This is a genomic window from Pseudomonas sp. BE134, assembly GCF_031456105.1.
Classification (GTDB): domain Bacteria; phylum Pseudomonadota; class Gammaproteobacteria; order Pseudomonadales; family Pseudomonadaceae; genus Aquipseudomonas.
The window spans coordinates 67120-89374 of the sequence record NZ_JAVDUA010000009.1; the positions used below are offsets into that span (position 1 = coordinate 67120).

16 protein-coding genes are annotated in these 22255 nt (G+C 59.4%); 7 read left to right on the forward strand and 9 right to left on the reverse strand.

The genetic code is table 11. The features are described from left to right. Nucleotides 1–2 precede the first annotated feature (2 nt). The 3 genes from J2Y56_RS09830 to J2Y56_RS09840 are packed head-to-tail and all read right to left on the reverse strand — an operon-like array spanning nucleotide 3 to nucleotide 3057. Nucleotides 3–869 (reverse strand): carbohydrate ABC transporter permease, encoded by an 867-nt coding sequence (locus tag J2Y56_RS09830; RefSeq protein WP_007946967.1) that lies wholly within the window; start codon nucleotides 867–869, stop codon nucleotides 3–5. Further along, nucleotides 866–1963 carry an ABC transporter ATP-binding protein gene (locus J2Y56_RS09835; protein ID WP_310349930.1) on the reverse strand — a complete coding sequence of 366 codons (1098 nt, stop codon included), beginning with the start codon at nucleotides 1961–1963 and terminating at the stop codon, nucleotides 866–868. The genes J2Y56_RS09830 and J2Y56_RS09835 overlap by 4 nt, the downstream gene beginning before the upstream one ends. After that, a complete protein-coding gene (locus J2Y56_RS09840) occupies nucleotides 1963–3057 on the reverse strand; it encodes an ABC transporter ATP-binding protein (RefSeq protein ID WP_310335240.1) in 1095 nt (364 codons plus the stop codon). Before J2Y56_RS09840 ends, J2Y56_RS09835 begins: the two co-directional genes overlap by 1 nt. A 467-nt stretch (nucleotides 3058–3524) precedes the next feature. Here J2Y56_RS09840 and J2Y56_RS09845 point away from each other — a divergent pair, with 467 nt between their 5' ends. Continuing rightward, nucleotides 3525–5357 carry a sigma-54-dependent Fis family transcriptional regulator gene (locus J2Y56_RS09845; RefSeq protein WP_310349931.1) on the forward strand — a complete coding sequence of 611 codons (1833 nt, stop codon included), beginning with the start codon at nucleotides 3525–3527 and terminating at the stop codon, nucleotides 5355–5357. Nucleotides 5358–5518: 161 nt separating this feature from the next. Here J2Y56_RS09845 and cysS read toward each other — a convergent pair whose 3' ends face one another. Continuing rightward, nucleotides 5519–6901, reverse strand: a complete 1383-nt coding sequence (cysS, locus tag J2Y56_RS09850) for a cysteine--tRNA ligase (protein WP_007946963.1) — start codon at nucleotides 6899–6901, stop codon at nucleotides 5519–5521. Nucleotides 6902–6916: 15 nt separating this feature from the next. Then, nucleotides 6917–8614, reverse strand: coding sequence for a glutamine--tRNA ligase/YqeY domain fusion protein (locus J2Y56_RS09855; protein ID WP_310349933.1), 1698 nt, complete (start codon nucleotides 8612–8614; stop codon nucleotides 6917–6919). Between the two features lie 250 nt (nucleotides 8615–8864). Here J2Y56_RS09855 and J2Y56_RS09860 point away from each other — a divergent pair, with 250 nt between their 5' ends. Then, on the forward strand, nucleotides 8865–9368 hold the full coding sequence (locus J2Y56_RS09860) for a peptidylprolyl isomerase (RefSeq protein WP_007946961.1): 504 nt from the start codon (nucleotides 8865–8867) through the stop codon (nucleotides 9366–9368). Next, nucleotides 9365–10117, forward strand: a complete 753-nt coding sequence (lpxH, locus tag J2Y56_RS09865; RefSeq protein WP_310349935.1) for a UDP-2,3-diacylglucosamine diphosphatase — start codon at nucleotides 9365–9367, stop codon at nucleotides 10115–10117. The genes J2Y56_RS09860 and lpxH overlap by 4 nt, the downstream gene beginning before the upstream one ends. 351 nt (nucleotides 10118–10468) lie before the next feature. Here lpxH and J2Y56_RS09870 read toward each other — a convergent pair whose 3' ends face one another. From J2Y56_RS09870 to J2Y56_RS09880, 3 genes are all read right to left on the reverse strand, one after another. Continuing rightward, a complete protein-coding gene (locus tag J2Y56_RS09870; protein WP_310349937.1) occupies nucleotides 10469–14137 on the reverse strand; it encodes a translocation/assembly module TamB domain-containing protein in 3669 nt (1222 codons plus the stop codon). Continuing rightward, the gene (locus tag J2Y56_RS09875) at nucleotides 14134–15861 is read right to left on the reverse strand and encodes an autotransporter assembly complex family protein (RefSeq protein ID WP_310335203.1); all 1728 of its coding nucleotides are present in this window, start codon (nucleotides 15859–15861) and stop codon (nucleotides 14134–14136) included. Before J2Y56_RS09875 ends, J2Y56_RS09870 begins: the two co-directional genes overlap by 4 nt. A 66-nt stretch (nucleotides 15862–15927) precedes the next feature. After that, nucleotides 15928–16578, reverse strand: coding sequence for a GNAT family N-acetyltransferase (locus J2Y56_RS09880; protein ID WP_310349939.1), 651 nt, complete (start codon nucleotides 16576–16578; stop codon nucleotides 15928–15930). 319 nt (nucleotides 16579–16897) lie between these two features. Between J2Y56_RS09880 and xthA the strand changes: the two genes are divergently transcribed. Both xthA and J2Y56_RS09890 read left to right on the forward strand, forming a co-directional pair. Next, nucleotides 16898–17710: an exodeoxyribonuclease III gene (gene xthA, locus J2Y56_RS09885; protein ID WP_007946956.1), complete on the forward strand. Its 813-nt coding sequence runs from the start codon at nucleotides 16898–16900 to the stop codon at nucleotides 17708–17710. A gap of 128 nt (nucleotides 17711–17838) precedes the next feature. Further along, complete coding sequence (locus J2Y56_RS09890) at nucleotides 17839–19179, forward strand: substrate-binding domain-containing protein (protein WP_007946955.1); 1341 nt, start codon at nucleotides 17839–17841, stop codon at nucleotides 19177–19179. 130 nt (nucleotides 19180–19309) lie between these two features. On the opposite strand, the gene J2Y56_RS09895 is transcribed toward J2Y56_RS09890, so the two are convergent. After that, on the reverse strand, nucleotides 19310–20539 hold the full coding sequence (locus J2Y56_RS09895; RefSeq protein WP_310349941.1) for an acyl-CoA dehydrogenase: 1230 nt from the start codon (nucleotides 20537–20539) through the stop codon (nucleotides 19310–19312). Between the two features lie 152 nt (nucleotides 20540–20691). Between J2Y56_RS09895 and J2Y56_RS09900 the strand changes: the two genes are divergently transcribed. Both J2Y56_RS09900 and J2Y56_RS09905 read left to right on the forward strand, forming a co-directional pair. Then, nucleotides 20692–21621, forward strand: a complete 930-nt coding sequence (locus J2Y56_RS09900; protein ID WP_007946953.1) for a LysR family transcriptional regulator — start codon at nucleotides 20692–20694, stop codon at nucleotides 21619–21621. A 207-nt stretch (nucleotides 21622–21828) separates the two neighbouring features. Beyond that, the gene (locus J2Y56_RS09905; RefSeq protein ID WP_310335196.1) at nucleotides 21829–22224 is read left to right on the forward strand and encodes a MerR family DNA-binding transcriptional regulator; all 396 of its coding nucleotides are present in this window, start codon (nucleotides 21829–21831) and stop codon (nucleotides 22222–22224) included. Nucleotides 22225–22255: the final 31 nt, after the last annotated feature.

Below are 22255 nucleotides of genomic sequence, written 5' to 3' on the forward strand. Positions count from 1 at the left end.
CCTCAGCGGTTGGCGTCAGAGTGAGTCATGGCGGTGTAGAACAGCCAGGACACCAACAGGATGATCAGGAAGTACACCAGCGAGAATGCGGCTGCCGGCCCCAGGTCGAATTGCCCTACAGCCATCTGAGTCAGGGTCTGACTCAGGAATGTCGTGGCATTCCCCGGGCCGCCACCGGTCAACACGAACGGCTCGGTGTAGATCATGAAACTGTCCATGAACCGCAGCATCACCGCGATCAACAGCACGCTTTTCAGCTTGGGCAACTGGATGTGCCGGAACACCGCCCAGGCCGAGGCCCGATCAATCCGCGCGGCCTGGTAATACACATCCGGAATCGCCCGCAAACCGGAGAAGCACAACAGCGCCACCAACGACGTCCAGTGCCATACGTCCATCACCAGCACCGTGACCCAGGCGTCCATGGTGTTCGCCGCATAGTTATAGCTGATGCCCATGGCATTAAGACTCGAACCGAGCAAGCCTATATCGGCGCGGCCGAAAATCTGCCAGATCGTGCCGACCACGTTCCATGGAATCAGCAACGGAATCGCCAGAATGATCAGCACCAGCGACGACCAGCGCCCCTTGGTTGGCATGGTCAGGGCGATGGCGATGCCCAGCGGGATTTCGATCAGCAGCACGCAGCCGGAATAGATGAACTGGCGCAACAATGAGTCATGCAGGCGCGGATCGAGCAGCACCTGCCTGTACCAGTCGGCACCGACGAAGTAGCGGCTGGACTGGTCGAAGATGTCCTGCACCGAATAGTTGACCACCGTCATCATCGGGATCACCGCACTGAAGGCCACCAGCAGGAACACCGGCAACACCAGCCACCAGGCCTTGTTGTTTTGCACCTTGTTCATGGCTGCGCCTCCAGCAGATATTCATCGGCATACACCATCAACCACTGCGCCGGAAAACTGATGTACGCCGTGCCTTCAGGCACCGGTTTGTCTTCGGCCAGGCGAACTTTCAACGGCGCGCCGTCGAGGTTCAGGGTCAGGATCTTGTAGGTGCCGAGGTCCTCGATGTGTACGACCTGAGCCTTCATCGCGTCATCAAAGGGTTCGTCCCACACATGCACGAACTCCGGACGGATGCCGACCTTGAGGGTTTTCCACTCGGACTCGGCGATGCGCAGTTGTTGCGCCTCATACAGCGGCAGATGCGTCGAGGCGAAACCCACGCCCCCCGGTTGCGGCGTGACCTCGATCAGGTTCATCCCCGGGCTGCCGATGAAGTAACCGACAAAGGTGTGGCTCGGCCGTTCGAACAATTCTCGCGGCGTACCGAATTGCACGATCTGCCCGCCGTACATCACCGCGATTTTGTCAGCGAACGTCGAGGCCTCCAGCTGATCGTGGGTGACGTAGACCATGGTGATGTTGAACTGCTCGTGGATCTGCTTGAGCTTGCGCCGCAACTTCCACTTCAGGTGCGGGTCGATCACGGTCAGCGGTTCGTCGAACAGGATGGCCGAGACGTCATCGCGCACCAGCCCACGGCCCATGGAGACTTTCTGCTTTTCGTCGGCGGTGAGGTTGCTGGCCTTTTTGCTCAGCAGCGCCTGCAGGTCCAGCACCTCGGCAATTTCTTGCACCTTGGTGTGAATTCTCGCTTCGGCCATGCCCTGATTACGCAGCGGAAACGCCAGGTTATCGAACACCGTCATGGTGTCGTAGACAACCGGAAACTGAAAAACCTGGGCGATGTTGCGCTTCTCCGGCGTCAGGTTGTTGACCGCTTTGCCGTCGAACAGCACATGCCCTTGAGAGGGGCTGAGCAACCCGGAAATGATGTTGAGCAAGGTTGACTTGCCACACCCCGAAGGCCCGAGCAACGCATAGGCGCCGCCCTGTTCCCAAACGTGGTCCATCTCGCGGATCGCGTAATCCTCGGGACCGGTCGGGGTTTTGGTGTAGCTGTGGGCAAGGTTCTGCAAACGAATTTCGGCCATCAGGCAACCCTCGCAATACGGCGACCGGGCGCCTGGACCAAACGGCCCTGCGCATCGAACACAAACAGTTTATGGGTCGGGATATAAATGCGGATCGGCGCATCGACGTCGTATTCGTGAACGCCGGGCAAGTGCAGCACCAGCAGGAAATGCTCGTTGCGCACATGCAGGAAAGTTTCCGAACCACTGATCTCGGCGACCTCGACCGTCACGGCCAGTTCCAGGTCATCGTCGTTGCTCGGTACCAGCGAGATGTGGCTGGGCCTCACGCCGAAACGGAACTCGCCCTCGCCCACCGGCCGCAGATCGACGTTCAACGGGAAGTGCACGAAATTGGCGAAGCTGACTTCGTTACCGGCAATTCGCCCCGGCATCAGGTTGATCGGCGGCTCGGAGAACAGCTCTGCCGCGAGCACGCTTTGCGGCTGGTGATACACCTCGGACGACTTGCCGCTCTGGATCACCCGGCCCTCGTGAAGAATGGTCGTGGTGCCACCCAGTGCCAGGGCTTCGTTGGGCTCGGTGGTGGCATAAATCGCGATGGTGTGCCGCGCCTTGAACAGCTCGCGCATTTCCTGGCGCAGCTCTTCGCGCAGCTTGTAATCGAGGTTCACCAGCGGCTCATCGAACAGAATCAGCTCGGCATCTTTGACCAGCGCGCGGGCCATGGCCGTGCGCTGTTGCTGGCCGCCGGAGAGTTCGAGGGGATGGCGCTGGAGGAACTTCTCGATGCGCAGCATCTTCGCGGTTTCCAGCACTTTGCTCTGGATCAGTTCGTTGGAAACACCGCTCTGGCGCAACGGCGAGGCAATGTTTTCGAAGACCGTCATGGTCGGGTAATTGATGAACTGTTGATAGACCATCGACACGTTACGCAGGCGCACCGGGCGCTGGGTGACGTCAACGCCATTCATCAGGATGCGGCCGCTGTCGGGCTTGTCTAAACCTGCCATCAGACGCATCAGACTGGTTTTTCCGGACAGCGTGCGCCCGAGCAAAACGTTGAAGGAACCAGGTTCAAAACTCAGGCAGGCATCGTCGATCCAGGTCTGGCCCTCGACGGTGCGGCTGACGTGCTCCAGGGTTAATGACATGGCTCGGCCTTTTTTATTATTTGGAGTCAAGCGACCGTAGCTACAGAGCGAGTTTCGTGCCAAAAATGGCAAGCTATTGATCTGGTTTGAAAATCCTTCAGCAAAGGGTGTAAGCACTTTCGTTGCTGAACAGAAATGAACAACCGTGATTGAACAACTGAACAATCCACGAGTTGACAATGAACAATAGTGAACAACACTCTACACACCGTTTTACTGCAAAGAATTCCGAAATACACACGCCTTGTGTAGCAGCTGCCGAAGGCTGCGTCCGGCGACGCAGTCGTCGTAAAATCAGGCGCCACGGTTTATCAGGATGACCGCGCATTCAGGTTTTACGACGACTGCGTCGCCGGACGCAGGCTTCGCCAGCTGCTACAAGTGTTCGCGTTGGCAGCATGCATCACCTAAAACTTGATTTCGCCCATAACAAAAACAATATAAAGCTTGCTCAGAGATCGACTGCCATGGCCGCACCCGCCTTGCCGCTCTCCCACGACGCCGTCATTCAGGACTCCTGGAAACGTTGCCGCGCCTTTGGTCTCGATCACCAGAGCGCACCCGCGTTTGATCAACTGCCGGCCGAAGGCATCGCGCAATTACTGGAGAGCCAACATTCCCTGGTGCAGACCACAAATCAGGAAGTGCTGCCGTACTACGAAAACATCCTGAGCAATTCCAACTGCCTGATCATGCTTGCCGACAATCAGGGCCAGGTCCTTACAACGTGGGGCACCCAGCGCTTTATCGAACCGAGCCTGACCCGTGGTTTCAGCGCCGGCGCCAGCTGGATGGAGCGTTGCAGCGGCACTAATGCAATCGGTACCGCACTTGCCTGCGAGCAAGCCGTGCACATTGAACACGATGAACACTTTCTGAAAGCCAATCGTTTCATGACCGGTTCCGCCGCGCCGATTTTCGATGCCGAACGCAAAGTAATTGCGGTGCTGGATGTGTCCAGCGACAGCTACCTGCCGCCTTCGCACACCCTGGGCATGGTCAAAATGATGAGCCAGACCGTGGAAAACCGGCTGATTCTGAACCTGTTCCATGGCCAGCATTTTCAACTGACTTTCAACACCGGGCTGAACAACCTCGACAGCCAATGGGCCGGGCTGATGATTTTCGATGAGACCGGCCAGGTGCTGTCCGCCAATCGCCGGGCCGACAATCTATTGGGCATCAGCCTGTCGCGGGTCAGCATCGAGAGCCTGTTCAAGGTCTCGCTGCTCGAACTGCTGAACCAGCCCGACGGCCTGCCGTTCGCTTTGCAAGCTTCGGGGCGCAACCGCTTTCAATGCCTGTTGAGGCGACCTAAGCAGGTGCCGATTCAGCCTAGAGTTTTCGCCGAGCCAGTCGTGCCGGCACTCGAAGCGATCAGCCTCAACACCCTGCACTTCGGTGACGGCCGCGTAGAAAAAGCCGTGCGTCAGGCCGAACGCCTGTTGGAAAAAGACATTCCGCTGTTAATCCACGGGGAAACCGGGGTCGGCAAGGAAGTTTTCGTCAAAGCCCTGCACCAGGCCAGTTCACGCAGCAAACAGCCGTTCATTGCCGTCAACTGTGCAGCGATCCCCGCCGAACTGGTGGAATCCGAGCTGTTTGGCTACGAAAAAGGCGCGTTCACCGGCGCCAACCAGAAAGGCAGCATCGGGCTGATCCGCAAAGCCGACAAAGGCACCCTTTTCCTTGATGAAATCGGCGATATGCCGTTGCCGACTCAGGCTCGACTGCTGCGAGTGTTGCAGGAGCGTTGCGTGCAACCGGTGGGCAGCAGCGAGTTGTTCCCGGTGGATATACGGATTATTTCGGCAACTAACCGCTCGTTGCGCGAACAGGTGCAGTTGGGGCGGTTTCGTGAAGATCTTTATTACCGGATTGGTGGTTTGACCCTGGAACTGCCGCCTCTGCGCGAACGCAGTGACAAGGAAGCACTATTCAAACGCCTATGGGAGCAACACCGCGAACCGAGCCAGTGGGCCGGACTGAGTCGAGAGGTACTGGAGTTGTTCAGCCGTCATCCGTGGCCGGGGAATTTAAGACAGGTCAGCAGCGTGATGCAGGTAGCGCTGGCCATGGCTGAAGAGCAGCCGGTGCGACCTGAGCATTTACCGGATGATTTTTTTGTCGATCTGGAAATGGAACCGGTGGATTCGCCGGAGCCGTTGGCGGTGGACTTGAATGATATTGAGGATTTGAATCGGCAGTTGCGGGCGGCTGGGGGGAATATTTCTTATCTGGCGCGCAGGCTCGGTGTAAGCCGTAACACCCTCTATAAACGGTTACGCCAGTCCGAGTGATTGTTCCCACGCTCTGCGTGGGCATGCAGCCCAGGACGCTGCGCGTCCCAAGTGCGGACGCAGAGCGTCCATTGATGCATTCCCACGCGGAGCGTGGGAATGATAGTGAGGCAAACAAAAACCCGCACAAGGCGGGTTTTGTTTTGTAGCCAGCAAAGCAATCAGTCAGCCAACCGCCAGGTCGTACCGCCCTTCCCGTCTTCCAGCACCACGCCCATGGCGGTGAGCTGGTCACGGATACGGTCCGATTCGGCCCAGTCTTTACCTGCACGAGCCGCCAGACGCGCCGCAATCAGCGCATCCACTTCAGCCGCATCCACACGGCCTTCAGCGCCGGCCTGCAAGAAGTCATCCGCCTCAAGCTGCAACACACCCAGCACGCTCGCCAATTCTTTCAAGCGCGCTGCCAGACCCGCCGCGGCATCGAGATCGCTCTCGCGCAGGCGGTTGATCTCGCGCACCATTTCGAACAGTACCGCACAGGCTTCCGGTGTGCCGAAGTCGTCGTTCATCACCTGGGTGAAACGCTCGACGAAGGCTTCGCCGCCAGCCGGGGCCACGTTCGGCAGGCCTTTCAACGCGTGGTAGAAACGCTCAAGTGCACCTTTGGCGTCCTTGAGGTTGTCTTCCGAATAGTTGATCGCGCTACGGTAGTGGCTCGACACCAGCAGGTAACGCACGACTTCCGGGTGGTACTTTTCCAGCACGTCGCGAATGGTGAAGAAGTTGTTCAAGGACTTGGACATCTTCTCGCCATTGATGCGAATCATGCCGCAATGCATCCACGCGTTGGCGTAGGTCTTGCCGGTGGCCGCTTCGCTCTGGGCGATTTCGTTTTCGTGGTGCGGGAACTCAAGGTCGCTGCCGCCGCCATGAATATCGAAGGTCTCACCGAGGCAGCAGGTCGACATCACCGAGCATTCGATGTGCCAGCCCGGACGACCATCGCCCCACGGCGAAGGCCAGCTCGGCTCGCCCGGCTTGGCGCCTTTCCACAGCACGAAGTCCAGTGGATCCTGTTTGGACTCGTCGACTTCGATCCGCGCGCCGATGCGCAGGTCTTCGATCTTCTTGCGCGACAGCTTGCCGTAGCCCATGAATTTGGCGACGCGGTAGTAAACGTCGCCATTGCCCGGGGCGTAGGCGTAACCCTTGTCGATCAGGGTCTGGATCATCGCGTGCATGCCGGGAATATGCCCGGTGGCGCGCGGTTCCATGTCCGGCTTCTTGATGTTCAGGCGCGCTTCGTCTTCGTGCATCGCCGCGATCATGCGCTCGGTCAACGCCTCGAACGACTCGCCGTTCTCGTTGGCCCGATTGATGATCTTGTCGTCAATGTCGGTGATGTTGCGCACGTAGGTCAGGTCGTAACCGCTGAACCGCAACCAGCGGGTCACCAGGTCGAACGCTACCATGCTGCGGCCGTGGCCCAGGTGGCAGTAGTCGTACACGGTCATCCCGCAGACGTACATGCGCACCTTGTTGCCATCCAGCGGCTTGAAAACTTCTTTGCTCTTGGTGAGCGTGTTGTAGATCGTTAGCACGTCATGTTCCTTGAATCACTGGCCCCAGGAGTCACGCAGGGTCACGGTACGGTTGAATACCGGAGCGCCCGGTTTCGAGTCCTTGATATCCGCGACGAAGTAACCTTCGCGCTCGAACTGGAAACGGTCTTCCGGCTGTGCATTGCCCAGCGAGGGTTCAGCACGACAACCGGTGAGCACCTGCAGCGAGTCAGGGTTGATGTTGTCCAGGAAACTGGCGCTGTCTTCGGCCTTCTCAGGGTTGGCCGAACGGAACAGGCGATCGTACAGACGCACTTCGCACTCGACGCTGGCAGCGGCCGGCACCCAGTGCACCACGCCTTTGACCTTGCGGCCTTCAGGGTTCTTGCCCAGGGTTTCCGGATCGTAGGAGCAACGCAGTTCGACGATGTTGCCGTCGGCGTCCTTGATCGCTTCGTCGGCACGGATTACGTAGCTGCCGCGCAGACGCACTTCGCCGGCCGGTTCCAGGCGCTTGTAGCCTTTTGGCGGCTCTTCCATGAAGTCTTCACGGTCGATGTAGATTTCACGGGCGAACGGCACAACGCGCACGCCCATGTCTTCTTTCGGGTGGCACGCCAATTCGAGGTTCTCGACCTGGCCTTCCGGGTAGTTGGTGATCACGACTTTCAGCGGACGCAATACGCACATGGCACGCGGGGCGCTGTGGTCGAGGTCGTCGCGGATGCTGAATTCGAGCATGCCGAAGTCGACCACGCCGTCGGATCGGTTGGTGCCGATCATTTCGCAGAAGTTGCGGATCGATTTCGGCGTGTAGCCACGGCGGCGGAAGCCCGACAGCGTGGACATGCGCGGGTCGTCCCAGCCATTGACGTGCTTCTCGTCCACCAGCTGCTTGAGCTTGCGCTTGCTGGTGATCGTGTAGTTCAGGTTCAGGCGGCTGAACTCGTACTGACGGGGGTGCGCCGGCACGGGCAGGCTGTCGAGGAACCAGTCGTACAGCGGACGATGGCTTTCGAATTCCAGGGTGCAGATCGAGTGGGTGATGCCTTCGATGGCGTCCGACTGACCGTGGGTGAAATCGTAGTTCGGGTAGATGCACCACTTGTCACCGGTCTGGTGGTGGTGAGCGTGACGGATGCGGTACATGATCGGGTCGCGCAGGTTCATGTTCGGCGAGGCCATGTCGATCTTGGCCCGCAGCACACGTGCGCCGTCCGGGAACTCACCGGCGCGCATGCGGGCGAACCAGTCGAGGTTTTCTTCCACGGAGCGATCACGGAACGGACTGTTCTTGCCCGGCTCGGTCAGGCTGCCACGGTATTCCTTGGCCTGTTCCGGGGTCAGGTCGTCGACGTAGGCCTTGCCGGCCTTGATCAGGTCAACGGCCCAGTCGTGCAACTGGTCGAAATACTGCGAGGCGTAGCGCACTTCACCGGACCATTCGAAGCCCAGCCATTTGACGTCGCTTTCGATCGCGTCGATGTATTCCTGGTCTTCCTTGGCCGGGTTGGTGTCGTCGAAACGCAGGTGCGTGACGCCGCCGAACTCCTGGGCCAGGCCGAAGTTCACGCAAATCGACTTGGCGTGACCGATGTGCAGGTAGCCATTGGGCTCAGGCGGGAAACGAGTAACGATCTGCGTGTGCTTACCCGAGTCCAGGTCCGCCTGGATGATCGGGCGCAGGAAGTTGACCGGCACGGCAGGGCCGGTCTTGGCATTCGAGGTAGGGTCGACAGTGGGCTTGCTCATAGGATCCTTGAACGTACAAGTGCGCGGCCAGAAGAAGGGCCAGATAAAACAAAGCCGCTATCATAGCCGATGCCGTCAAGCACCTGACAGAGCGCACCTGCAAACGGTCGCATTTAATAGGCTATCGATGAAAAACAGCCTCGAAATTCGCGCCTGTCACGCTAAACTGCGCTCCTTGGCCGAAAAAGGCTGAACAGGTGATGGGCCTTAGTGTCCCAAAATCCACGAATTCCTTGAAAGAGTAGTAATCATGACCCAAGTCAAACTGACCACCAACCATGGCGACATCGTCCTGGAACTGAACGCTGATAAGGCCCCGATCACCGTGGCCAACTTCATCGAGTACGTCAAAGCCGGTCACTACGAAAACACCGTTTTCCACCGCGTTATCGGCAACTTCATGATCCAGGGCGGCGGTTTCGAGCCAGGCATGAAAGAAAAGAAAGACAAGCGCCCAAGCATCCAGAACGAAGCCGACAACGGCCTGCCGAACGTGAAGTACAGCGTTGCCATGGCCCGCACCATGGAGCCGCATTCGGCATCCGCCCAGTTCTTCATCAACGTGGCTGACAACAGCTTCCTGAACCACAGCGCCAAGACCACCCAGGGCTGGGGCTACGCCGTGTTCGCCAAAGTGGTTGCAGGCGAAGAAGTCGTCGACAAGATCAAAGGTGTTTCCACCACCATGAAGGCCGGTCACCAGGACGTGCCAGCAGAAGACGTGATCATCGAGAAAGCCGAGATCATTGAGTGATACTGCTGATTTCAGACTTGCATCTGGAAGAGGAGCGCCCGGACATTACCCGGGCGTTTCTGGATTTGCTCGCCGGACGCGCCCGCTCGGCGAGTGCGTTGTACATCCTGGGCGACTTTTTCGAGGCGTGGATTGGCGACGATACCATGACGCCCTTTCAGCGTTCCATCTGCCAGGCCCTGCGCGACCTCAGCGACAGCGGCACGGCCATCTTTCTGATGCACGGCAATCGCGACTTCATGCTCGGCCAGGCCTTCTGCAAACAGGCCGGCTGCACGTTATTGAAGGACCCGAGTGTCGTGCCGTTTTATGGCGAGCCAGTGCTCTTGATGCACGGCGACAGCCTCTGCACCCGCGACGAAGCCTATATGAAACTGCGTCGCTACCTGCGCAACCCCATCAGCCTGTTCATCCTGCGGCACCTGCCGCTGCGCACGCGGCTCAAACTGGCGCGCAAGCTGCGCAGTGAAAGCCGGGCGCAGACGCGCATGAAGGCCAATGACATCGTGGATGTGACGCCGGAAGAAATTCCGCGGATCATGCAAGCGTACGGTGTGAAGACCTTGATCCACGGCCATACCCATCGCCCGGCCATCCACAAGTTGCAGCTGGGCGAACAGGCGGCCAAGCGCATTGTGCTGGGGGACTGGGATCGTCAGGGCTGGGCGTTGCAGGTGGATGAGCAGGGCTTTGCGCTTGCTCCGTTCGACTTCGCCCCGCCGCCGCAGCTGGCGGCGCCCACCCGCTGACCGGCGCACGACATCCTGTAGGAGCAAGGCTTGCCCGCGATGAGGCCGGCACCTTCGACATTGATGTTGACTGACCCACCCTCATCGCGGGCAAGCCCTACTGCCGATCAGTTAAGCAATTTCTGCTGTAACGCAATTGTTGTAGCAGCTGGCGAAGCCTGCGTTCGACTGCGCAGCAGTCGTAAAACCTGAGTTTGCGGTCCTCCTGAAACACCGCATCGTCTGATTTCACGACTGCTGCGCAGTCGAACGCAGGCTTCGCCAGCTGCTACGGATCGCGTTATGGCTTAACTAATCGGCATTAGGGCAAGCTAGCTCCCACAGGTTCAATGGATCCCTGTGGGAACGGGCTTAGAAATCCCGCTTGTAGAAGATATCCAGCGAACTCGCCACGCCGCTCGCCGCTTCGAGGAAGACCTTCTTGCTCAGCTTGTAGCGCAGGGCAATGGTGTTGGCCGGTTCAAACACGCCCACGCCATAGCGCAGGCTGAGTTTTTCCGAGAGGTTGCCGCTGGCCACGACGGCGGTGGTATTGCCGGTGCCTTCGGTATCCAGTTGGAAATCCTGAATTCCCAGATTTTTGGCCAATCCACCGGTCACCCCCGAACTGCCCATCAAACCCAAGCCAAGCGCAGCCTGGGCGAGCATGTTGTTGTCTTCGCCATTGGTGCTCAGCGGACGCCCCAACACCAGGTAGGACAACGCCTGTTCCTGGCTCATGGACGGTTCGGAGAAGATCTGCGTGGTCGGTTGCTCGGCGCTGCCGCTCAGGCGAATACCGGCGATCACGTCGTCGGTCTGGCGAATCGCTTCGACGTCCAGGTACGGCTGATCAAGCGGGCCGGCAAACAACAAGCGCGCCCGGCGCACGGTCAGGCGCTGACCGTAGGCGCGATATCGCCCGTCGTTGAGCCACAGTTCGCCCCGCGTATCCAGGTTGTCGCCGATGTGCACCTGCCCCTGCACATTCGCGGTCAGGCCAAACCCGGCAAAGCTCAGCTTGTCAGCGCCAACCACCACATCAATGTCCATCTTCATGGCCAAGGGCGGCTTGCCCTCTTCAGTCTGCTGACCCACGATCACCACGTCATCGGATACCTTGACCGTGGAAGGCGGCAACTCGCGAATGATGATCTCGCCTTTGGGCACCAGCACTTTACCGGCGATGGCCAGCTCTTCACCCTTCATCGAGATCTTCAGGTCTGGCGCGACTTCCAGCTTGGCGTACGGCTCGACGCTGACCGGTAATTGCGAGCCCTTGAGCGCCAGATCCACCACCAACGCCTGTCCCCAGGCAATATTGCCGTTGAGGGTGCCCTGCCCGGTCTTGCCGCTCTTCCAGTCGCCATTCAATTGCACGGTTTCACCGGCAATCACCGCTCGCACCTGCAAGGCTTGCAGCGCCATCGGCAACTCCGGCCCGGAGATTTCGCCGTCACTGAGCAACAGGCTGCCGTTGACCTGCGGCGCCAACAGGCCACCGGAAATCGTGCCACTGCCATTCAGGCGCCCGGTGAGCTTCTCGACCATTGGCACGAACGGCCGCGCCACCGACAAGTCCAGTCCGCTCAAACGGAACGAACCGGTCAGCGGTTTATTCTTTGGCAACGGATTGAGTTGCGCCTGAACCATCAATTCGCCGAGCTTGCCGCCGGCGAAATTGAGGTCGGTGTCGATGCGTTTCGGTGTGAGTTTGCTGGTGAGTTTCAGCGTTTGGTACGGGAAGTCCAGCCACTGATCCTTCTCTTTCATGCGCAACGTTCCGCCACTGGCGTCGATGCTGATCAGGCCATTCGGGCCGCTGGCGGGCAGGTCCAGTTGCAGGTCGGCGTTGAGCCGGCCCCGCCAGGCGAAATCTTTGGGCAACCACTGCGCCAGGCTTTCAATCGGGAACTGCTTGAGGTGAAAACGCAGCTTCGGATCCGGCATTAAACGCTGGTCTTCGCCGCACAGGCTGGCCGGTCCGGACATCCAGCAGTGAGCACCGAGGTTGATGTTGCCGTCCGCCAGCCGTTCGAGTTTCGCCGGGCCTTGCAGCCTCCAGTCTTGCCCGCCGGTCTGGATATCGCCGCTCGCCATACGCCCGCGCCAATTGCCTTGGTCCAGCGCACCGTCGAGGCCGAGGGCCAGTTTCAGTTGCGGCCCTTGCAGGTCGAGGCTGAGCTTCTGGTTTTTGATGTCGCCCTGACCGCGGGCGGTCAGTGTGCCCAGCGAGGTGTCACCGGCCTGAATGCCGCTACCCTTGAGGTCGATTTTCGCCCGTTGTGCATTGTCGAGGGTCGCGTCGAGGTTGAGGCTTTGCAGGCGGTTGTCTTCGAAAGCCAGTTGCGTGCCTTGCAGCCCCAGCTTGCCTTGCGGCGCCTTGAGCGTGCCGGCGACATCGATGCGGCCGTTCAGTTGGCCGCGCAGTTGCGGCCAGAGTTGGGCCAGACGCGGCATCTTGATATCGATCTGGCCGGCGAGCGTCTGTTGCAGGCTGCCCTTGCCGTTGATGCTGTTGTCGCCAAGACGGATTTGCAGCGCATTGAGATTCCACTGTTCGCCGCCGCCATCGGCCTTGGCCTGGATAACGGCCGGTTGACCACGCAGTTTGCCTTTCAGATCGAGGTCAGCATTGAGGCTGAGCTTGTCATTCTTCATTTCTCCTTTGCTGCGCAACGGCCCGGCCAGTGTGCCCGGCAGCTCCGCCAGCCAGTACGCCGGGTTGATCGCCGACAGGTCGAGCGCGGCGTCCCAGACAATGCCGTCGGCAAATTGCAGGTTCAAATGCCCGTCAGCCTTGCCCTGCCCGGCCTGGAGCTGGATTTGTTGCAGATAGATTTTGGTGAGATCGCCGCTGAACGGGCTGTTCAGGGTGAAGGCGCCGGCCGGACCATCCAGCGCCGCTGTGAAGCTGCCGAGGTACTTGCCATCGGTGTAGGAGATGACGCCATTGAAGCTGCGCAACGCCACGTCCGGCTCGTCGATCAACGGATAGAGGCGGTGCCACGGAAAATCCAGCCAGTCGATTTTTGCGTCGGCGCTCAGGCCTTTACTCCAGTCGAGGGTGCCGCTGAGTTTGAGGCTTTGCTTGTCGTTGGCGGTGAGGTCAAGGCCCGCGATCTGCGCGCCGTTGGCGTCGACCTTGCCTTGCAGCAGCAACGCGACCGGGCCTTGTTCGGCGGGGAGCGTGGCGCTGCCGTGCAACTGGTAACCGCTTTTCAGGTCGCCGTCACCGGTGAGTTCCAGTTGATTGAGTTGCAAGGTGTCCGGCAAGTCGGCGACGGGTTTGAAGCCGTCGGCGGTGATTCTTACCCTGGCCGGCAGGTTGTCCGCCAGCGGTTGCAATTCACCGCTCAGTTGCCCGTTCAAGTAACCGCTGCTGTCGGCTTTCAGGTTCAGGGTTTTCAGCAGGTCGCCGTCGACTTTCAGCGCCAGTGCCCAAGGTTCGGGAGCCGGCAGGGTCAGGTTGCCTTCAGCCTTGAGCGGCCAGTTTCCCGTGGGTTGCAGCAGGCCGGAAAGGTTCAGGCTCAGGTCATCGCGTTGCAACTTCACCGAGTCAATCTGCAGGCCTTGCGCCGTCCAGTGGGCCGCCAGTTGCAAGCCTTTAAGCGCTTCGCTGCCGTTGAACAGCAGGCTGCCGACCTGGACATCACCCAGTTCTAGGGCCAAGGGCAATGCCAGGTCCGGAAGGCTGATCGGCCCGCTGCTTTCTTCATCGATACCGGGTGGAAATTGCAGGGTGACCCGATCGACTTTGAGTTGCTCGATGCACAGCGTCATACGTGTCAGGCACAGCGGCGACCAAGCGAAAATCGCTTTGCTCAGCTCGACCCGGCTGGTGTCCTGTTGCCACACCAAATGGTCCGCGCTCCACTGTCCACCCAGACGCCCCTGGAAATTTTCGGCGGTCAGACCCGGCACAAAACCGAGCGCCCAACGGCTGCCCGTGGCAGTGCCTAACACCGTGGTCACGGCGACAACGACCAGAATCAACAGTGCCAGAATCGCCAGCAGCGTTATTTTCAAACCACGGTTCACAGCTCAGGCCCCATTGAAAAGTGCAGTCGAATGCCGCCGTCGTCGTCCAGCGCGTGGGCCAGATCGAGGCGCAGCGGCCCCACCGGCGAGATCCAGCGCACGCCGACACCCACCCCGGTCTTGAGGCTCGGCAGTTCGAGTGTATTAAAGGCATTGCCTTGGTCAACGAAGGTCGCTACCCGCCATTTTTCCGCGATGGAGTATTGGTATTCTGCACTCGCCGCCACCATGTAACGACCGCCGATACGGTCGCCATCGGAATTTTCCGGGGACAGGCTTTGAAAGTCGTAACCGCGCACACTCTGATCGCCACCGGCGAAAAACCGTAACGACGGCGGCACCGACTTGAAGCCATTGGTAGCGCTGCCGCCGACCTGTACCCGGCCCAGCAACCGGTGTTTCTCGAAAACCGTGGTCAAGCCTTTCACCAACGCGGTGCCGTACAACAGGTTGGTGTCCGAACCCAGGCCTTCTTTTGCCACTTTGGACTCGAATTGCAGTCGGTAGCCGTGGCTCGGGTCGATGCGGTTGTCGCTTTTAAGGTAGGAATAGCTGACGCCGGGCATCAGCAAAGTACTCAGCCCCGAGTCGTCACCCAGTTTGTAATCCTCGTGCTGCCATTTCAGCGACACCACGCGCTGCCAGCCACTGGGCAGTTTGCTGTGCCATTCCGGGCCGATGGTCAGCAGTTTGCTGCGGGTGTCGGTGCCGTCAATTTCTTCATTCTGATAACCACCGGCAAAGCGCAGTTTGTCGGTCAGCGGCGGGTCCAGGGGAATGTCGTAGAACAGCCCGACGTTTTGCCGGGGTGCCGAGACTTCAGCCTCCCAGCCATAACTGTGCCCCTGCGGGTTGACCCAGTGCCGGGTCCAGTTGGCCTTGATCCGGGGACCGACGTCGGTGGAATAACCCAGCCCCAGGCCCATGGTCCGTGGTTTGCGGGTTTCGAGTTTGACGTCTACCGGGATCACATCGTTTTTGGACGCCGTCGGCGTCGTATCCACCCGCACACTTTCGAAATAGCCACTCGATTGCATGGCCTGATTGAGCTCGGCGATCAGTTCGGAGTCGTAAGGTGTACCTTGCTTGAACGGCACCATGCGTTGCAGCAGGTCATCGTCAAACGGCGTGTCGCCTTCGAAACTGACCTTGCCCAAGGTGTAGCGCGGGCCGCTGTCATAAATGAGTTCGATATCGGCCACGCCAGCGCGCGGGTCCACCAACAACTTTTGACGGGTGAAGTGACCGCTGAAAAAGCCGAAGCGCGAAGCTTGATTCTGAATCAGGCGTTTGGCGTCTTCGTATTGACCGTGATTGAGCACTGCGCCGGTTTTAAGCGAAGCGCTTTTGGGCACACGAAAAGACTTGAGCGAAGCGGCCGGGCCGTCGATGCGAATCGTGACATTGCGCAAGTGCACCGGTTCGCCGGGGTCGATGTTGAGTATCAGGCGCGGCGTTTTGCCGCCCGTCACATCGCTCTCGATCTGCGGCTGGTAATAGCCCAAGGCCTGGGCGGCCTTGCGCGCCTGCTCCTCGGCGCCGCGACTGAAGCGTTGCAACGCTTCTTCGTCACGATCGCCGAGACTGCCGATATAGCCCTCTATATTGGCTTTCAGTTCATCGTTGGACGGTTTGATCCGCACATCCAATTCACTTTTCGCCAGCACCGTGCAGCTGGTGAACAGCATCAGCACGCCACTGGTAATTCTTCCTGGAAACTTCATAGGCGCGGATGCTATCACGAGCTTGGGAGCGTGATAGAGCCTCCCGGGGCGTTAAAGTTCTACCGCCTATGCCGTTGAGGTTTTTAATACCTGAGGATTGGCGTGAAAAAAAACATGCTCGCGAATCGGTCCTACGGCGACCTCGCCGATTTCCTCGTAACCCTGACGCTTATAGAACTCCAGATAGCGTGAATTCCCGGTGTCGAGGATCACACCTTCGGAGGTTTCATCCACGGCGCACCAGTTATGCACCGCTTGCAGCAGTTGTTCGCCGAAGTGTTTGCCTTGGAATTGTGGGTGAACACCCAGCAGTGGCAGCACGTGGACCGAATCGGTCGGCACGCAGGCGGCAACGGCGGCGTGGTAGTCGAGGTAGCGGCGGGTGCAGCGAAACCCCGCGCTGAGCACCATACGCAAACGCCAGGCCCAACTTTCGGTGATGCCCAGGCGCCGTTGCGGCGGCGCGATCAACGCGATGCCGATCAAACGGTCGTTGACCAGCAGGCCAATGGCCGGCAAGTCCTGAAGAAAGTGCTGTTTAACCAGCTCACGCACCGTCGCCCGCACGCGATGTTCATAGCCGGGGCGTTCGGCCTCGAACAGGTAGCCGAAGGTCGGTTCGTGCCGGTAAGCGTGGTAAAGCAGGGAACGCGCTTCGTGGGCATAGCCACTGTCGAGCATGTGAATGTCGGCAATGGCGGTCGAGGTTTCGGGCATAACGGTTGATCTCCCCGGTACAGCTCAAATGGCTGTGCTCTTGTTGTTACGAGCCTATCGGTGCTGACACAGTTCCTTACTGATTGAAATCAGTGCTGACTGTGATAACGCCATCGCGAGCAGGCTCGCTCCCACAAAGGTATAGACCAGACTGGCGAATACAGTAGGCCTGCACAGATCCACTGTGGGAGCGAGCCTGCTCGCGATGAGGCCCGCATGAGCGGTAGAAGACCTACCGCCGAACACGAATCCCCTCACCCCACGCTGGCCCGATTCCTACATGTCAGCTAGCATCGCCCTTTTGCCAGGACTGCCGACCATGAAGATCGTCTCCTTCAACATCAACGGGCTGCGCGCTCGCCCGCATCAGCTGGCGGCGCTGATTGAGAAACACCAGCCGGACGTCATCGGCTTGCAGGAAACCAAGGTTCACGACGACCAATTCCCGCTGGCCGAGGTTCAGGCGTTGGGCTATCACGTGTATTTCCATGGGCAGAAAGGCCATTACGGCGTCGCCCTGCTCTCGCGCAAAGAACCACTGGCCTTGCACAAAGGCTTCGCCACCGATGAAGAAGACGCTCAGCGACGCTTTATCTGGGGCACATTCGCCGACGCCAATGGCGTGCCGGTGACCATCATGAACGGCTATTTCCCACAAGGCGAAAGCCGCGACCACCCAACCAAGTTCCCGGCCAAGCAGCGCTTCTACAGCGACCTGCAACAACTGCTGGAAAACCAGTTCAGCAACGATCAGCCGCTGGTGGTCATGGGCGACGTCAACATTTCGCCGGAAGACTGCGACATCGGCATCGGCCCGGACAACATGAAACGCTGGTTGAAAACCGGCAAGTGCAGCTTCCTGCCGGAAGAACGCGAGTGGATGGCCCGCTTGAAAAACTGGGGCCTGGTGGACAGTTTCCGTCACCTGAACCCGGACGTGACCGACCGCTTCAGCTGGTTCGATTACCGTAGCCGCGGCTTTGAAGACGAGCCCAAGCGCGGGCTGCGCATTGACGTGATCATGGCCTCCCATGGCCTGTTGCCACGGATCAAGGACGCCGGCGTGGATTACGACCTGCGCGGGATGGAAAAACCATCCGATCATGCGCCGATCTGGCTTGAGTTGAGCTGATTTTTAAAGCTCAACACAAAACCCTGTGGGAGCAGGCTCGCTCCCACAATTAAGAAACAACTGTCATCTTTCGGAAATCCTGCTGACTTATTCTCCCCGCACTTTCTTTGGGTTATTAAGGTGCGGGCATGACGCTGCGCGTTTTGTTTATCTTGATGCTGTGCGCCGGCCTGCCGTTGATGGCGCGGGCAGGCGATTTACCGACGCCTGAAAACGGCCCGGTGTTGCGCATCCAGGGTTCCAACACCATCGGCGCGGCCTTGGGCCCGGCGCTGGTCGAAGGCCTGATGCGCGAACAGGGTCTGCTCAAGGTTCACAGTGAACGTGCGAATAAAGCCAACGAACAACGCATCGTCGGCGAAACCGCACAGGGTCGCCAGGTCGTGGTGGAAGTCGCCGCCCATGGCTCCAGCACCGGGTTCAAGGCCCTGAAAAACGCCAGCGCCGACCTCGCCGCGTCCTCGCGCCCGATCAAGGACAGCGAACTGGTAGACCTCGAGTCCTTGGGCGACTTCAAAAGCCCTGAGGCCGAGCAAGTCATCGCCATCGACGGGCTGGCTATCATCCTTCACCCGCAAAACCCGCTGAACACACTCGACACCGAACAACTGGCGCGAATTTTCAGCGGCGACGCAAAAACCTGGGAGGAACTCGGTGGGACCGGTGGAGCGATTCATCTCTATACGCGGGATGATCAATCGGGCACCTATGACACGTTTAACGAAGTAGTCCTCAGCCGTCATGGGAAAACGCTGAACAGCGCCGCCAAACGCTTCGAATCCAGCGAGCAACTGTCTGACGCCGTCAGCCACGACCCGCAGGGCATCGGGTTCATCGGCCTGCCTTATGTGCGTCAGGCCAAAGCCGTGGCGATCGTCGATGGCCAATCCCAGGCAATGCTGCCGCTCAACAGCCTGATCGCCACGGAAGACTATCCGTTGTCCCGCCGGCTGTTCTTTTACCTGCCGCCGCAGGGGAAAAACCCCTGGGCCGACGCGTTGGCGGCGTATGCGCAAAGTAGTCAAGGCCAGGCGATTGTCGCGGCCAACGGTTTCATCGCCCAGACGGTCCAGGCCATCACGGTCACGCCGAATGCGTTGATGCCGGAGGGTTATCAGGCTCTCAGTCGTCATGCCCAGCGGCTGTCGGTGAATTTTCGTTTTGAGGAAGGCAGCGCGACGCTCGACAACAAGGCACAGCAGGACCTGTCGCGGGTGCTCGACTATATAAAGCAGCGTGATAAAACCAATCGCCAAGTCACGCTGGTAGGGTTCGGCGATGCCAAGAGCGACCCGGCGCGCGCCGATCTGCTGTCGAAGTTGCGGGCCATGGCGGTGCGGCGGGAACTGGTGAGAAGCGGCGTGGTGTTTCGCGAGATTCGCGGCTTTGGCGCCGAGATGCCGGTGGCGGCCAATAGTGGGGATGAGGGGCGGATCAAGAATCGGCGGGTTGAGGTTTGGGTGTATTAACCAAGCCGATCGTTCCCACGCTTTGCGTGGGAATGCATCCCGTGACGCTCCGCGTCACATTCCATTGGGACGCAGAGCGTCCATAGAGGCATTCCCACGCGGAGCGTGGGAACGATCTGTGTGTAGTAGATTACTGCCCGCTACGCATCATCTCTTTCGGCACATACTTGCCGATCTCGAATTTGCCAATCGCCGCGCGGTGCACTTCGTCCGGGCCGTCGGCCAGGCGCAGGGTGCGCTGCATCGCATACATATAGGCCAGCGGGAAATCGTTGGAAACCCCTGCCCCGCCATGGATCTGAATCGCCCGGTCGATGACCCGCAAGGCTACGTTCGGCGCGACCACCTTGATCTGCGCGATCTCGCTTTTCGCCACTTTGTTGCCGACGGTGTCCATCATGTACGCCGCTTTAAGCGTCAGCAGGCGGGCCATGTCGATTTCCATCCGCGAGTCGGCGATTTTGTCGATGTTGCCGCCCAGGCGTGCCAACGGCTTACCGAATGCGGTACGGCTGACCGAGCGTTTGCACATCAATTCCAGCGCCCGTTCAGCCATGCCGATTGAACGCATGCAGTGGTGAATCCGGCCCGGACCAAGGCGACCCTGAGCGATTTCGAAGCCGCGTCCTTCGCCCAACAGGACGTTTTCGTACGGCACACGGACGTTTTCGAACAGCACTTCCGCGTGGCCGTGAGGGGCGTCGTCATAACCGAACACCGGCAGCGGACGGACGATCTTCACGCCCGGTGTGTCCACCGGCACCAGAATCATCGAGTGCTGGGCATGGCGCGGCGCATCAGGATCGCTCAGGCCCATGAAGATCAGAATTTTGCAACGTGGATCGCAGGCGCCCGAGGTCCACCATTTCTTGCCGTTGATGACCCACTCGTTACCATCACGCACGGCGCGAGCGGCCATGTTAGTGGCATCGGAAGAGGCAACATCCGGCTCGGTCATGGCGAACGCCGAGCGAATCTCGCCGCGCAGCAGCGGCTCGAGCCAGCGTTGTTTCTGCTCTTCGTTGGCGTAGCGCACCAGCACTTCCATGTTGCCGGTGTCTGGCGCCGAGCAGTTGAACGGCTCGGGGCCTAGCAACGAGCGGCCCATGATTTCCGCCAATGGCGCGTACTCGAGGTTGGTCAGCCCGGCGCCGAGTTCGGATTCAGGCAAAAACAAGTTCCACAGGCCTTCAGCCTTGGCCTTGAGTTTGAGCTCTTCCATGATGGCGGTCGACTGCCAGCGATCGCCTTCGGCAACCTGGCGCTCGAACACCGCCTCAGCGGGATAAACGTAAGTGTCCATGAACGCGGTTACGCGCTCACGCAGTTCCTGAACCTTGGGCGAATAAGCGAAATCCATGAGCATTACCTTCTTGGGCAGAGGTTGTTTAAGTCATGCAATCGATGCTAGAACAACCATGAAAATTTACCTAGCCTATTCTCGGCGTGTATTAACATTCATCACCGATATATGATCGGCTGATTGAGAACCAACAATAAGAGTGCAGCGCAATGAATCTGAGCAAGGTCGACCTCAACCTTTTCATCGTCTTCGACGCGATCTACACCGAGGCCAATCTGACCCGCGCGGGGCAGATTGTCGGCATTACCCAGCCAGCGGTCTCGAACGCTCTGGCTCGCCTGCGCGAGACCTTCAACGATCCGTTGTTCGTGCGTACCGCCCAAGGCATGGTGCCGACGCCCATGGCCCAGAACATCATCGGGCCGGTGCGTAACGCCCTCTCCCTGCTGCGCGTGTCGGTGCAGGAAAGCCGCATTTTCAACCCGCTGCAGGCGGTCAAGACCTATCGCATCAGCATGACCGACCTCACCGAAGCGGTGATCCTGCCGCCATTGTTCCAGCGCCTGCGCCGCCTGGCGCCGACGGTGATCATCGAAAGCTTCCTGTCAAAGCGCCGCGAAACCACCAAGGAACTGGCGGCCGGGCGTCTGGACTTTGCAGTAGATGCCCCGCTCAACACCGACCCGCAGGTACGTCACGTCAAATTGATGGAAGACCGTTACGTGTGCGCCATGCGCAAGGGCCATCCGCTGGCGGGCAAAGAGAAATTCAGCCTTGATGATTATCTGTCGATGACCCACATCCACATTTCCAGCCGCCGCAGTGGCCTGGGTCATGTTGACCTCGCCTTGGGAAAAATGGGCATCCAGCGCAAGATCGCCCTTCGCTCCCAACACTACTTGATGGCCTCGCAAGTGTTGCAACAGACCGACATGGTCATGACCGTGCCGGAGCGCTTCGCCCGTCGCAATGACTTGCACGCCTTCAGCCTGCCGGTCAACGACGTGCCACCGGTGGAAACGCACCTCTACTGGCACGAAAGCACCGATCAGGATCCGGCTAACCGCTGGATGCGCGAGCAAATGATCGAGTTGTGCCAGCAGGTGACGGCGCATGAGAAGAAGCTCGAAAAGGTGTAAGACTTGATATCGAGGCGCCTGCATCGCGAGCAGGCTCGCTCCCACATGGGATCTCTGCCATGACACAGATTGTGTGTTCAACGCCGATCCCGTGTGGGGGCGAGCCTGCTCGCGATGAGGCCCGCAAGAACACTGAAGCCCCCCGCCCCTTGACGTAAACGTCAACCTGCCATTAGCTTAGCGCCATGACCTTTTTCGAGCGCTTCCATGAGCAGCCAGACCTACAGCATTTCCGACCTCGCCCGCGAGCTCGATATCACCACGCGAGCCATCCGCTTTTATGAAGAGCAAGGTCTGCTCAGCCCCGAGCGTCGCGGCCAGGAGCGCATCTACTCACCCCGCGACAAGGTCAGCCTGAAGCTGATCCTGCGGGGCAAGCGCATTGGCTTCTCCCTGGCCGAATGCCGCGAACTGATCGAGTTGTATGACCCCACCGGCGGCAATCAGAAACAACTGCAAACCATGTTGAACAAGATCGCCGAGCGCCGCGAACAGCTGGAACAGCAGATGCTCGACATCGAGCAAATGAAGCTGGAGCTGGACACCGCGCAGGAACGCTGCACCCAGGCGCTGGAACAGACCATCAAAAGCCAAGCGGTTTAAGTAGCCCTGATCGTTCCCACGCTCCGCGTGG